The 14,351-nt window shown below is 40.2% G+C and carries 16 protein-coding genes; 15 read left to right on the plus strand and 1 reads right to left on the minus strand.

Features of this window, described 5'->3' with window-relative positions; translation table 11 throughout:
* Nucleotides 1-46 precede the first annotated feature (46 nt).
* The 15 genes from ACFS6H_RS02710 (at nt 47) to ACFS6H_RS02780 (ending at nt 13,378) form a co-directional block, all read left to right on the plus strand.
* Nucleotides 47-982, plus strand: a complete 936-nt coding sequence (locus tag ACFS6H_RS02710) for a hypothetical protein (protein ID WP_386094962.1) — start codon at nt 47-49, stop codon at nt 980-982.
* Between the two features lie 151 nt (nt 983-1,133).
* A complete protein-coding gene (locus ACFS6H_RS02715) occupies nt 1,134-1,709 on the plus strand; it encodes a Crp/Fnr family transcriptional regulator (RefSeq protein WP_386094964.1) in 576 nt (191 codons plus the stop codon).
* Nucleotides 1,710-1,858: 149 nt separating this feature from the next.
* Nucleotides 1,859-2,596: an SDR family oxidoreductase gene (locus ACFS6H_RS02720; protein WP_386094966.1), complete on the plus strand. Its 738-nt coding sequence runs from the start codon at nt 1,859-1,861 to the stop codon at nt 2,594-2,596.
* A gap of 242 nt (nt 2,597-2,838) precedes the next feature.
* Nucleotides 2,839-3,294, plus strand: a complete 456-nt coding sequence (locus tag ACFS6H_RS02725) for a hypothetical protein (RefSeq protein ID WP_386094968.1) — start codon at nt 2,839-2,841, stop codon at nt 3,292-3,294.
* 46 nt (nt 3,295-3,340) lie between these two features.
* Complete coding sequence (locus ACFS6H_RS02730; protein ID WP_386094970.1) at nt 3,341-3,964, plus strand: hypothetical protein; 624 nt, start codon at nt 3,341-3,343, stop codon at nt 3,962-3,964.
* 144 nt (nt 3,965-4,108) lie between these two features.
* The gene (locus ACFS6H_RS02735; RefSeq protein ID WP_386094972.1) at nt 4,109-4,618 is read left to right on the plus strand and encodes a YdeI/OmpD-associated family protein; all 510 of its coding nucleotides are present in this window, start codon (nt 4,109-4,111) and stop codon (nt 4,616-4,618) included.
* Between the two features lie 227 nt (nt 4,619-4,845).
* A complete protein-coding gene (locus ACFS6H_RS02740; RefSeq protein ID WP_386094974.1) occupies nt 4,846-6,294 on the plus strand; it encodes a S41 family peptidase in 1,449 nt (482 codons plus the stop codon).
* A 25-nt stretch (nt 6,295-6,319) separates the two neighbouring features.
* Entirely contained in the window at nt 6,320-6,916 is a 597-nt protein-coding gene (locus ACFS6H_RS02745) for a hypothetical protein (protein ID WP_386094976.1), read from the plus strand.
* Between the two features lie 351 nt (nt 6,917-7,267).
* Nucleotides 7,268-9,706, plus strand: a complete 2,439-nt coding sequence (locus tag ACFS6H_RS02750) for a TonB-dependent receptor domain-containing protein (protein WP_386094978.1) — start codon at nt 7,268-7,270, stop codon at nt 9,704-9,706.
* 129 nt (nt 9,707-9,835) lie between these two features.
* Entirely contained in the window at nt 9,836-10,681 is an 846-nt protein-coding gene (locus ACFS6H_RS02755) for a LytTR family DNA-binding domain-containing protein (protein ID WP_386094980.1), read from the plus strand.
* Nucleotides 10,682-10,749: 68 nt separating this feature from the next.
* Nucleotides 10,750-11,409 carry a dioxygenase family protein gene (locus tag ACFS6H_RS02760; RefSeq protein ID WP_386094982.1) on the plus strand — a complete coding sequence of 220 codons (660 nt, stop codon included), beginning with the start codon at nt 10,750-10,752 and terminating at the stop codon, nt 11,407-11,409.
* Nucleotides 11,410-11,515: 106 nt separating this feature from the next.
* Nucleotides 11,516-11,854, plus strand: coding sequence for a hypothetical protein (locus tag ACFS6H_RS02765; RefSeq protein ID WP_386094984.1), 339 nt, complete (start codon nt 11,516-11,518; stop codon nt 11,852-11,854).
* 37 nt (nt 11,855-11,891) lie between these two features.
* Nucleotides 11,892-12,179 (plus strand): hypothetical protein, encoded by a 288-nt coding sequence (locus ACFS6H_RS02770; RefSeq protein WP_386094986.1) that lies wholly within the window; start codon nt 11,892-11,894, stop codon nt 12,177-12,179.
* A 48-nt stretch (nt 12,180-12,227) separates the two neighbouring features.
* A complete protein-coding gene (locus ACFS6H_RS02775; RefSeq protein ID WP_386094988.1) occupies nt 12,228-12,806 on the plus strand; it encodes a M23 family metallopeptidase in 579 nt (192 codons plus the stop codon).
* 11 nt (nt 12,807-12,817) lie between these two features.
* Entirely contained in the window at nt 12,818-13,378 is a 561-nt protein-coding gene (locus tag ACFS6H_RS02780; RefSeq protein ID WP_386094990.1) for a hypothetical protein, read from the plus strand.
* Between the two features lie 65 nt (nt 13,379-13,443).
* Here ACFS6H_RS02780 and ACFS6H_RS02785 read toward each other — a convergent pair whose 3' ends face one another.
* Nucleotides 13,444-14,223, minus strand: coding sequence for an enoyl-CoA hydratase/isomerase family protein (locus tag ACFS6H_RS02785; protein WP_386094992.1), 780 nt, complete (start codon nt 14,221-14,223; stop codon nt 13,444-13,446).
* Nucleotides 14,224-14,351: the final 128 nt, after the last annotated feature.

The following is a 14,351-nucleotide window of genomic DNA, read 5'->3' on the forward strand; positions in this document are numbered from 1 at the left end:
TTGCAGTGCACATAATACATACAATGTATGTGTTGCTTTTAATTTCATGACCACCATCATTTCCAAAAGACATATTGTTAAGTTCTATTTCTCCATAATTGCAGCAACACTATTCTTTTTAGCAATAGCCACTCTATTGCTTCTTGTTTACTATAATCAACTTGATAAAGGAACATTAAAAATTCCAGAAAATTTAATGCCTTTGTTCAGCCTGGCCTGTTATGCTTTCGCTGGTTATAGTTTGTATCGTTATGCTAAAAATGCACCGACAATTACTGTAGATAATGATTTTATCAAATTCAATGACCAGGTCTATTCTCTTAATGATATTAAGGATCTTAAGTTAACAGGGAAACGTCCGTTTAAATATCTGATTGCATTCCCAATGGAAGCAGCGACACTGACTTTTAAGAATGGAGAAACAAAATACATTTTCGACGAAATGTATTCCAATTCCTGGGAAATAAAATCATTTCTTAAACAAGTTGTAATAGATAAAAAGAATTTTGTTGAGTTAGCCGTAAGCCCAACAGATACAAGCTCTTTATCCTATGAGTACTTTGAAACTTACAAAGGAGCTGTTTTTACATCTCTGAGAGGCCTGTCCCTTTGGGGTTTCATTGGATACCTCACATATATGCTGGTGAGCAGTAAACGGACGGGGTCAGCTGGCCTGGCATTCATTATTTCAATATTTTGGTTTTTAGTACATTACCGGCTTATGCATTACTTTCAGGTTTCTGACCGCTTTTTTGTAGTCAGAAACCATAACTTCTTCTGGACTAAAAAAGCTTATCACATAACTGATATAAAAGAAATTGTATTTGAAACGCAGGGGAAAATGCCTAATTGCTTAAGAGTAATTACAAAAGACTTTAGAAACAAACTTTATCCTGCCGGAACCTTAAGAGATAACACCTGGTTAGCATTAAAGGAAAAACTAGAAACGTATAAGATCAGGGTGAGAAACGAATGCATATAATCAGCTATTCGAAACTTATAGTTTCGAATCTTTATTCTATCGCCTATGGCGATCCTATTATTATTTAACTACCCTTTTCTACCCCTATTGATTATCCCGACAACATGCCCGAACTTTAACACCTCTGCTATAAACTTAGCATAAAGATAAAATGACCGACTTAAAAGCTTTTTTTAATACCCTCACACCGGTTTCAGCCAAAAGCTGGTCCCGCTTTTCGGCCTTGTTTACATCCAAAAAGCTGGAAAAAGGTGAGTATTTTATTAAGGAAGGGCAAATAGCAAAAGAGATCGGCTTCCTGGAAAGGGGTATTATGCGGGCGTTTTACAGGAACAATGAAGCGGTTGAATACAACAAACATTTTTTTGTTAACCCCTGTTTTATCGGTGGCTACGCTTCACTTATCACCGGCAGGCCCAACCAGATATTTCAAGAGGCACTTACCAGTTGTACCATACAGGTTGCAAAGTTTGCAGATATACAGAATTTATTCCCCACTTGTCCTGACATTGAACGTGGAGCAAGGGTTTTAGCCGAACAGTTTTTTGTTCAGAAAGAACAGCGGGAAATTGAGATCGTATTACTGGATGCCGATAAACGTTACCAGATATTTAAAGATACCTTTCCGCAGCTGGAACAACAAATCCCTCAATACCATATTGCCTCCTACCTGGGCGTAACCCCTACGCAATTAAGCCGTATCAGGAAAAAGCTTTCCGGTAAATAGTATTTATCAACCTATGTAAATGGAAAATGGCGAGCCGGTTTGCAATTTTGCCTTATTACCATGTTACCAGGTAAAAGCCGGTTTGTAGTAACCGTGTTGTATACCTGGCGCCATATAAACAGGTAACAAACTTATTAATACAAAAAACTATGACCACTTCAGGTAACACCGTTTTAATTACAGGCGGCTCATCGGGCATTGGACTAGCATTGGCAAAACGGTTTTTATATTATAAAAACACGGTCATTATTACCGGGAGAGATCAAACGAAACTGGAACAAATAAAAAATGAATTCCCGGATATGATCACCTTTGCAGGCGATTTAACAGACAAGAACATAATTGAACAACTGGTTTCATTTGTTGAACAAAAACATCCGGGCCTGAATATCCTGGTGAATAATGCCGCGGTGCAATACAATTATTCTTTTACCGATGAACCGGACCTTATGTATAAAATTGACTATGAAATTTCGGTTAACCTCGTAACACCTTTAAAGCTCACAGGGCTTTTTTTACCCTTATTGCTAAAAAATAAAAACAGTGCCGTTGTAAATATAAGCAGCGGGCTTTTTATAGCTCCCAAAAAATCGGCTCCCGTCTATTGCGCCACAAAATCGGCACTCCACAGTTTTACTAAAACACTTCGTTACCAGTTAGAAAATACCAATACAAAAGTTTTTGAGATCATTCCTGCATTAATTGATACTCCTATGACCGCAGGAAGAGGCAAGTCTAAAATATCCCCTGAACAATTAACCGATGAATTCTTCCGCAACTTCAGCTCTGATAAATTTGAAAGTTATATAGGGAAAACAAAACTGCTTAAACTGATCAACCGGTTTTCACCTAAACTCGCTGAAAAAATAATGAAAAAAGGATTGTAAGATTAGCCGGTTATTCAAAACTTGCCATCCGGAACTCCGCTATTCGAAACTTTTAGTTTCGAATGCTTATTCTATTGCCTTTGGCGATCACACTCATCGACGAACAAAGTCTCTAACAGCTAAAGCCCTCATTATTTACCACCCTATCTTTTCAATATCATTCTTTATCTTGTAAGTAAATACTGGCCTTATAAAAGGTGTTCAGTGTGGTGAAGGCCTGTTAAACACAATTATTATACCCAGTGACTGCAAGTATTTACAATATAATAAAACAAATAGAAAAATTAATGTATGGCCACAACTTTCAGGTGTGCCTTGGAATTGATATATTTAATGGAGAGGGTACTAGCGATTTCGTACACTCATTTAAAACGAAATACCCAAATAGCAACCCGGACCAGTATTCCTTATCGCCATTAAATAAAGAGGAGTTATTTAATGATATTATTGATAAATTAAACTTTCGCGGTGATAAAGGAGCCGGACTCACACTAACCCGAAAAAAAGAACTAAAACTTAAAACACTACAGCAAGCTTATATAGACTATATCCGGCAATTAATAAACAAACAGACAACATATTTTGCTTACCCATATCTGGATGGTCTACCGGGTTATTCCGTCTTTTGGGACTATTGTTACGTTTTGTTTACGGGCAATCATAAAATAGTGCTCGTTTATGGCTCTTCTTCTGACTAGACAAAGCCAACAATAGGTAACCCTTACAAATCACATAAAATTACAAATGACTCCTTCTACTGAAATATTAAACTGGTTAGTAATTGGCTTTGAGCAGCCGACTGGTAGTTTGACCGAATTTTTTTACTATGACAAACATGATAGAGAGTTTTTCTCTATCATGGCCGTTGACTATTTTATGCTTGACGAAGAAATGAATATTGCCGGCAATGTAACAACTAATTATTCAAAAACCCAGACAAACACGCTTGTTGAGAGGATGAAAAAGATTGAAAATGATGATCCTAGTATAATTCCAGTTCCAAGAGTTACTTTAGATGATCCAAAAAACGTTATGCAACAATTTCTTGGCACATTGTCTGATCAAAAACTAATCGATAGATTAAACCAACAAACACAAACCCAGAACTATAAAACTAAATTCGATTTTTATTTTGAGGATGAGACCGAGGAACTGATAAAGCAAAACTGGGAAAAAGCGAAAAGCACTTTTTTACATCAACAAATTGATACTTTTTTAAATTTAAACAATATTAATATTGCGCACTCAACGTTATGGGTTGTCGATTCAGAAGGTTCTATTTCTATAGATTTGACAAAAGATTCAAATTCTACATTAATAATTGATAAAACGAAAACTAAAAAGAGGTGGTGGAAGTTTTGGCAATAATGGCATATAAGGACAATAAAAAAAGTATCTACATGTTGTTATTTGATAACTTGATATTTGAAACTTGTTGTACTGAATAATTATTCTATCGTGTTTGGCAATTACTGATTTTTATTTAGTAAATTTTCGGTTCATAATACCGCAATGGAATTAAACAAACCATTACCATTTAAAGCCGAAATAAATATCATAGGTATCAACCCCTTTGTATTTGTACCGGATACAATACTTGAAAAAATATTCAAACAGGCTGGCAAAGAGAAAGGGAGCATCCCGGTAAAAGGCATGGTAAACAACAAAGCTTACCGGCAGACACTGGTAAGATATGATAATGCATGGCGGCTTTATATTAATACGACCATGCTCAAAAATTCTCCTAAACGGATCGGGGAGATCATAGACATCAGCATTTCCTTTGATGATGAAAGCCGTGATATCACCCCTCCGCCACTGTTTGTAAAAGCATTGAAGGCCAATAAGGAGGCTAATGCGGTGTTTAAAACACTGGCCCCTTCTCTGCAAAAAGAAATTATCCGCTACCTCGCCATGTTAAAAACGCAGCAAAGCCTGGAGAAAAATACAACCCAGGCCATACAGTTCCTGTTAGGAAATGAACGGTTTATTGGCCGGCAATTACCAAAACGCACTGAATAAACATTCTGTGCTGTTATGCTACTATGCTGCTATTCGAAACTTATAGTTTCGAATCTTTATGCTATCGCCTGTGGCGATCCCGTCTCATCCTCAATCCAAAAACATCTCATTAATAGCATTTCATTTCCACAATATGCATATTTCTTATTAGCTTCCTATCTTTAACCCCTGGCATTTCCGCCATAATATTTATATATATTTTTTTATTTAATATAAACACCCTCTTTATGAAGTCCCTTTTCGCAGGTCTGGTATTATGTGGTTCCCTACTGCAAACAGTTGACAATTTATACGCCCAGGCAGACTGTAACTGTACCGAAACTTTTAAATGGGTAAAGGAAACTTTTGAAAAAAATGATGCCGGCTTTCAATATGCGCTGGAACAAAAAGGGAAAGACCTGTATGCCAAACACAATACTCTTTTTACAGCCAAAGTAAAACCCATCAAAGACAAGTATAAATGTGCTGATGTATTAAATGAATGGCTCAAGTTTTTCAGGAAAGGGCATCTGGGTATTTCGGCCCTGGGCAATGGTCCCGCACAGTCGGCCAATATCACCAAATGGCCTGTACTGCCGGTAACGGAAGCGCAATTGCGCAATATGCATGTTACTGACACCAGCGGGTTATTTACCGGCATCTGGAAAACAGGCGCTTATAGCATTGGTATTGTTAAACAAAATAAAGGTTATAAAGGCGTGATCCTTGAATCGGGTAATCCATCCTGGAAATACCAGCAGGTGAAAATGGAAATGAAGGATGATAATACCGGTACTTATTACATGGGGGATTTTTCACCCATCAACTTCAGCAAAGTAGAATGGCTAAGCAAAAATATGATCCGACTGACCCCCGCTATTACACTGCAAAGAGTTTATCCCGTTTATCCCGAAGATGAGGATATACAATTGTATGTAAAGGCCATGACCGCCGACAAGCCTTTTATACAGGAGCTTTCTGATCAAACCCTGCTATTCAGGATACCTTCATTTGGTGGCGCGCAGAAACCTTTTATTGATAGTGTGATCAGGGAATTTTCATCCCTTATCAAAAGCAGGAAAAACCTGGTGATCGATATCCGCAATGGTACCGGTGGCGATGATGTGAGTTTCGATAATATCATTCCCTTGCTGTACACCAACCCGATACGTATTGTGGATATGGAGTTTTTATCTACCCCGCTGAATAATAAAAGAATGGAAGCCTACCTGGAAATTCCCAACCTGTCCGAAAAAAACAGGCAGGAAGTTCATGCCATCCTGAAATTGCTGAATGAGAACCTGGGTAAATTTGTACACTTAAAAAAAGGCAGGTATGTGGATATTGAAAAAATGGATACTGTATTTCCTAACCCTGCCCAGGTGGCCATTATTGCCAATAAAAACAATGGCAGTACCGATGAACAATTTTTGCTGGCTGCCAAACAAAGTAAAAAAGTAAAAATCTTCGGCGAATCAACTTTTGGTGTGCTGGATATTTCCAATATGCATTTTGTAAAATCGCCAGACCAGAAGTTTGAACTGGGGTACTGCCTCTCCAAAAGCTTCCGTATTCCCGGTATGGCCATTGACGGCATCGGCGTACAGCCTGATTATTTTATGGACAGGAGTATTCCGGATGCACAATGGTTGAAATATGTGGTTTCGGTTTTAGAGGATAAGGAGTTTACACCATAAAATCAATTCGAATAAGATCTATATTATGCGGATAGAAGAATTAGTTGGTAAGACCATCACAAATATTTACTCCATTATTAACCTTGAACAGGGCGGACTGGACAAGGGCGAATGTTTCATAGAACTCGACAATACAATCGTAATCGACATTCCATTTGGAGAGAGTACCTATGTGTATATTAAAGGCTTAACCCCTGCAGCCAAAAGCTTATTCGAAGATTTATCAGACATTCCCCTTTACTATGTCAACAAAGACAATAAATCAATTGAAACAATCGCCGTTGGTTATCTGCAACAGAAGCGATCATTATTAGGAAGAATAAAAAGATTATTAGGGCAAAAATTAACTATAAAAGATTACCTCCCTTACAAAATTGAGTACCAGGAAAATAAATTAAAATACATTCAAAACAGAAAAATTGTCGATTTTCTTTGGTATGAGGATGAGAGTGAAAAAGGATTTATAGAACTTGATAACGGATTTATTATAACAGAAACAACTATTGCAAATAATGGGACGGGCCTTGTAGGACTACATTATTATGAAGACTATAGTATTTTATTAGAACTAAAAGGTAATAATATACTTAGGCTTAAGGATAAGCAGTATTTCAACAAATAGTTCATACACCGTTATTCGAAACTTATAGTTTCGAATCTTTATTCTATCGCCTTTGGCGATGTTAAGCATGTTACTATAATTCCTTACCGCCCTAATGCCGATCAGGGATATACTGTACAAGTGTGCGACGCAAGGGACGATGCATTCAATTACTGCTGTTGGCTACATAATAACCATTATTTCCTTTCATAGTTCTTTCACAATCCGTTAACATAGTGTCCGCTTTTGATACAGTGGTGGCAAGGGTTTCAGCAAAAACAGGGCTTGTTTTTACCGCTCATCAATATAGCACACATGTGTGATTATTACAATATATAAAAACTGTATTATTGTTTTTCACAAACCAACTTTATGCGACTCTTTTTCCTGACTGCCTTTCTTTTCACGGCCTTTATGACCCAGGCCCAGACCGGTAAAATAACCGGCAACATCTCTAATTTTTCCCGGGCCGAACTGGATGGCGCTGTAGCCACTTTACTGGCTGCCAAAGATTCGGCATTTATTAAAACCAGTTTTATTGACTCTACCGGTCGTTTTGAGTTTGAACTGTTGAAGACCGGTGCATACCTGGTGAGTATTTCGCCGCTAGGTTACCAGAAATATTACAGCAGTGTTATCCATCTTACCAATGAGCAACCCCAGGTACAACTGCCCGGGATCATTTTACAGAAAGATGTACAGGCCTTGGGCGAAGTAAGCGTAACATCACGCAAACCTTTTGTAGAAAGAAAAATCGACCGCACCGTGATCAACCCTGATGCCCTCATAACCAATGCCGGCACAAATGCCCTGGAGGTATTGGAAAAATCACCGGGTATACTGGTGGATGCCGATGGCAATATTTCTTTAAAAGGCAAGAGCGGGGTACTGGTGATTGTTGATGATAAACCAACTTATTTATCTGCTGCCGACCTGGCCGGTTATTTACGTTCCCTGCCTTCTGGCTCTATTGATGTTATTGAGATCATGACCAATCCGCCTGCCAGGTATGATGCTGCGGGGAATGCCGGTGTCATCAATATCAGGTTAAAGAAAAATAAAGCCGTAGGTATCAACGGCGGCATCAATCTTAGTTACGGTCAAGGCAAATATATGCGCACCAATAACAGCTTTAACCTGAACTACCGTATTAATAAAATAAACCTCTTCACCAATATCAGCATCAACGAAAACAATACTTACCAGGACCTGACCATCAACCGCTATTATTACAACAATAACGGCTCCTACAATTCCGGCTTTACACAGAACTCCTATATCAAACGCCAGTTCAAAGGCAGGAACATGAACCTGGGTATGGATTATTACCTCACTGATAAAACAACCCTGGGTGTGGTACTATCAGGTTTTATCAACCCCGCTTCTACCCCGCTTACCAATAATGCCAAAGTGCTGGACAATAACGATAATGTGACCAGCCTGGTGGAAGCCAGTAACCCCACCAAACGTAAATGGACCAACGGTAGTGTAAACCTGAACTATGCCTATAAGATCAACAAACAGGGCGAAGAGATATCAGCAAACTTTGACTATATACAATACAACGCCAAACAAACACAGAATCTGACCAACTCCATCTTTACACCCGATCATGTATTGCAGGAGAAAACCATATTGTATTCTTCCTTACCGGCCGATCTGAATATTAAAACTGCCAAACTGGATTATACCAAACCATTTAAAGGCGGTGGTAAAGGCGGTGCCGGTTATAAGGCCAGTTATGTGAATACCGATAATATTGCCGACTTTTTTGATGTGGAAAATAATGTACATACACCCAATTATGATTTTTCCAACAGGTTCCAGTATAAAGAGCTGATCAATGCAGCTTATGTTAATTATTCAAAAGACTGGACAAAGTTATCCTTGCAGGCCGGTCTTCGTTTTGAACATACCGATATTAAAGGGCACCAGTTTGGTAACCCGGAAAAACAGGATTCGGCCTTTACCCGTAATTATGCCAGCCTGTTCCCTACCCTCTATGCCTTATACCGTTTTGACAGCACCAATACCCACCAGCTTAGTTTTTCTTTTGGCCGCAGGATCGACCGCCCGAACTACCAGGATATGAATCCTTTTAGTTATCCCATGGACCGGTATACTTATTACGGTGGTAACCCTTTCCTGGAGCCTACCTTCTCCTATAATTTTGAACTATCCCATACGTATAAAAACATGCTGACCACTTCACTGGAATACAGCATTACCAATAACCTGATACAGGAAACCAATGAGCAGCGTGGTACTATTTATTATAGCCGCCCCGGTAATTTCGGCAAACAGATCGCCTATGGTATTAGTGTAAACGGCACTTTCCCTATCACCAAATGGTGGACCTTACAATTGTATACCGAGTTGAAAAGCCTGGGCTTTAAATCGGTTATTTACGGGCAGATTTTGGATGAAAGCCGTTTTTACTGGTATGTGGGCCCAACCAACCAGTTTACTATTACCAAAAACCTTAGCGCCGAGTTAAGCGGTTCGTACCAGACTAGGGTACTGGTTGCCCAGTTCCTTACCATCCCGGTTTGGCAAATGCGTGCCGGCATAGCCCAAAAGATATGGAAGGGCAAGGGCACGGTTAAACTCAACCTGAGCGATATGTTTTATACCAACCAGCCGGGCGGTGATATTCGCAATATTGCCAATTCCAGGGCTAACTGGTTAAGTTACCTCGACAGCCGTGTACTGAGCATTGCTTTCAGCTACCGTTTCAATAAAGGTAAATCACTGGCCGCCAGGAAATCAGGAGGGTCAGATACGGAGAAACAAAGGGTAAATGCCCAATAGCTAATTCAATATATTCTTAGTAGCAAAGCAGGCGGCCGGTAACGGTCGCCTGTTCTTTTTAAGAGCATGTGCCTGTCAGCTCGATAAATGGTAACTTTATTGAACAATGCTATCATAAAACACAACCTTATGACTCATTTAGTTTTTGGCCGTTTACCGTTAACAATCAAAAGATCAACCGGCATCCTGAGCGCCCTTGTAGTAATGCTGGCCGGCGTTACCATTATCATGGATTATGCGGAAGCAGGGTTTCGCCAGAGCGGTTTTTATTTTTCTGAATCATTGCTCTTCAGCTCCTTCTGGTTATTATTCATACCCTTGCTGCATGTACAACTCCGTGTAACCAGGTTACTTAAACATAAGGGCCTGCATATACTCACCATACCGGCATTTATCATTATTCATCTTTTAGTGTACCCGGCATTGGTTTGGTTATTATCCGCTGTTTTTTTCCCGCATACATTCTCCTATATACAAACCCTGGGCTTTGGCCTGCCACAGTATTTTATTGTTTTGGCTTTGGGATATACCGTTATTCCCTTTATCAACCGCTTTTTCGTACAGCAATCGCAAACCACACCGGTTATTACCGTGCCTGCACCTGTTTTAACTACCGCACAAAATTTTGTGCATACCCTTACGGTTACTACCGGCAAAGGCAATCGTGTAATTGTTAAAACGGATGAAGTAATATACATCACTGCCAGTTCACCCTATATCCATATTTACCAGGCCACGCAAAAATTCGTACATACCGACACCCTGAAACAACTGGAGAAAAAACTGGACAATACCCAATTTGTACGCATCCACCGGTCCTGTATAGTGAATGTGCGGGAGGTGGTGGCTTATAAATCGAGGCTGAACGGCGATTATGACCTTACCCTTTCCACCGGCATACAGTTGCGGTTAAGCCGGCATTATGCACCTGCATTCAAAGCCATTTTTGATACGCCTCAACGGGTTACCGGGTAAAACCATCGTGTAAGCGTATTTTATTTGTAAAACAGGCGGTTACACCATCAATTTTGAAATAAAAAAAGATGAAGCAATTGATCGTATGTAAACTGTTACTGGCCTTTTGCCTGTTGATAAGCTGTAACAGCCGCACCCAAAATCAAAGTCCCGCCACCCGTTCAAATAAACCTGTAGGCGGCGGTTGCGATGGCTGCGAGTTAATGTACACCGGCATGCCGAAACAGGTAGATGCCACTGACACAAGTGAGGGCTGGTTTGAAAAAGGACAAAGGCTGATCGTGAACGGCACCGTTTTTCAGCAGGATGGGAAGACTCCTGCACCCGGCGTGATCATTTACTACTGGCAAACCGATAATGACGGGTATTACTCACCCAAACCGGGAATGGACCCAAAAGCAAAAATACATGGTCACCTGCGTGGCTGGGTAAAAACCAATGAAAAAGGTGAATACACTATTTATACCATACGGCCGGCTCCCTACCCCAACGATGTATTACCCGCGCATATTCATTATTCCATCAGGGAGCCGGATGTGGCCAATGAATATTATTCCGACGATCTGAATTTTACGGACGATAGCCTGCTGGCGCCTTACTTAAAAAGATACCCGCAGGAAAACCGTGCAGGCAATGGTGTGGTACAAACTGTTTTACAGGATGGCGTACAGGTTTGCCGGCGCGATATTGTATTGGGCTTGAATATACCTGATTACCGGAAAGAATAAGACCTGCGGCTTTTACCTGGTTAACCTGTAAAAATTATTTTACGGGTTAATTAATTTTATTTTACTTTGTATTTCAAAGTACTTTTTATTTATAAAAATCAGGCGAATGAAAACACAGCACATTTTCTGGGCGGAATTATTAAACCCTTCAAAAATCACCCGCCGCGCTTTGGCAGGTGCTATACCGGCTTTTATAGTGATTGGCTTATTCCTCATGATGCCCTACAGTATAGATAAGGACTGGTCAAAATACTGGATGCTCCGGCCGCTCTTTATTGTACCCCTGGCCGGTGCCATGGGTGGTCTTTTTTATCACTTTATGGATACCTGCCGTAAGTGTAATGGCTGGAACCGCCTGTTTACCATCAGTATCAGCGTAGTGGTATACATCGTGGGTGTATGGCTGGGTATTGTTTTAGGCCTGGATGGCACATTATGGAATTAATGCCCTTGTTTTTGATTAAACCGTAAAATGATTTTCTATGACCGTACATTTTTTACAGGCCGCAATAGTGGGAAGCCTGTTATTATTTCCTTTTATAGCTTTCGCTTTGTTTGTGGGCATTTTATTTTTTACCGCTGTTATCAATGGATTTTTAACCGGCAGCACTATTGCTGCTGATGTGAATGGTGCCATACCAAAACAACCAAGGCCCCGGAAACGAACAGCCATCTTCCTGCTGAGCTTTGCTATTGCTACAGGTATCGTGGTAATACTTTCGCTATTCGGCATGATGCTTTTAAGTGGTCTTATTCCCGGTATTGATTAAAGCTTACTGCTCCGCTATTTTTTGTAGCTTTAAACTTAAAATAAGCCGGTGAAGTATATACTCCCTGCCATAACATTGTTTGTACAGTTGTATGCCAGTGCGCAATTGTCAACCAGTGAAGTAAGGAGTTTAAAAAGCGGCCGGATCGCTGACGATACCAGTTATATTTATGCCTTACCCTATGCCGCTAAAACAAAACACTTTTTTGTACAGGGCGCCAATAGTTCCTTCAGTCACCAGGGAGAACTATCCTATGATTTTAAAATGAAAACAGGCAGCAAAATTGCAGCAGCAAGAGGTGGTAAAGTAACAGCCCTGCGCAGTGACAGCAATAAAGGAGGCCTGAAGCCCGAAAATTTATCCGACGGCAATTATATCATTATCGAACATGAGGACGGCAGCACCGCACATTACTGGCATTTGCAATACAATAGTATTTTTGTAAACCTGAATGATTCGGTTACCCGGGGACAGGTGATCGGCCTTTCCGGCAATACCGGTTACAGCGCCTTTCCACACCTGCATTTCCAGGTATTTGACAAGAACAATAAAAATATACTGGTCCGGTTTCGTACTAAAAAGGGAGTAAGATATATCAGGCCCGGCAGAACTTATAAAGCCCTGTAAAACTAAAAACTATGTTTAAAGTATTCTTTATTGCGGTTAGCTGTTTAACCATTATGAGTTGTAATAATAACAGCCCCCAACCAACAGTGAACAACAACCCTTCCAAAGATTCCGCCACTGCTCCGGAAAAACCAAAAGATACCATCGCCGGTTTAAAAGATCTCACCATCAATGAAGCCTATTATGAACAAAAAGTAAAAAAGGCTAAAAAACTGGCAGATAGTACCATAACATCATTGTCATTAACCGATATTGAAGATATTAACCGTAACAATGATGCTGCTGTTAAAATTATTGACACCCTCTGGCATACAGATACGGAGCAGATCATTATAGTAGCGCTTGATGGCGAAACCGAGATGAGTGCTTACCTGGTTCATGTAAAAAACAATCGCCTTAAACAGTTTGAGCAGGTGTATTATGCCGATGTAGTGGAGTATTTTATGCAGGTAAACTCAACCATTAAAGATAACCGGTTGAGTATTGTAACCACCACCGATGCCGATGGTAGCACCACCAAAAAGGCTACGAATTTCCTGTTTAAAGATGGTAGCTTACAAAAAATAAATTAAGCGTTTTATATTCATAACAAAGGCCGGGATAGTTTTATCCCGGCCTTTTATTTTTATCGTGTTTATTATTTCCCTGTAAAAACTGCTTTCCTTTTTTCCAAAAAGGCGGCAGCGCCTTCTTTGGCATCGGCAGTAGCAATGAGTTTACCAAAGCTTTTTATTTCCACTTCATAACCATCTACACTTTCATTATACACCGCATTGGCCGCCTCAATACAACCCGCCACTGCTAAAGGCGCTTTGGTATTGATGAGGGTCAGTACTTCTTTGGTTTTATTCAATAATTCATCAGCAGTGGTCACATGATTCACTAATCCATATTGCTGTGCCGTTGCCGCATCGATCATATTGCCGGTGATCAGTAACTCGATAGCTCTTCCTTTACCCACTAATTGTACCAGGCGCTGGGTACCACCATAACCTGGCAACAAACCCAGGTTTACTTCTGGCTGTCCGAACCGGGCATTATCAGCCGCCAAACGGAAATGACAGGCCATCGCCAGTTCGCAACCTCCTCCCAACGCAAAGCCATTTACAGCGGCAACAATTGGTTTACTGCTGTTCTCAATTTTTGAAAACACCATCTCCTGGCCCCTGCGTGCCAGCGCTTCACCACCTGCCGCATCCAGGCTGGCAAACTCACTGATATCAGCCCCGGCCACAAAAGCCTTTGGGCCTGCACCGGTAATAATAGCCGCTTTGATATCGCTGTTGGTATTTACTTTATCAATAGCCGCACTTAACTCTTCAATCACCGTTTTATTTAACGCGTTCAGTTTATCCGGGCGATTAATGGTAATAACACAAATATTGTTTTCTGTTGTAACAAGCAATGAAGTGTACATCTTTTAAGGTATTTAGTATATAGATTTTAGTATACAGATAGTAGTATACAGATTTTTTTGTTCCCGGCTGTAGTAATGCTTATCAGCTTCGTTGCGTCGCACACTGCATCGTTCTGTTCCTTTATCAA

This window comes from Terrimonas rubra (genome assembly GCF_042686025.1).
Taxonomy (GTDB): domain Bacteria; phylum Bacteroidota; class Bacteroidia; order Chitinophagales; family Chitinophagaceae; genus Terrimonas; species Terrimonas rubra.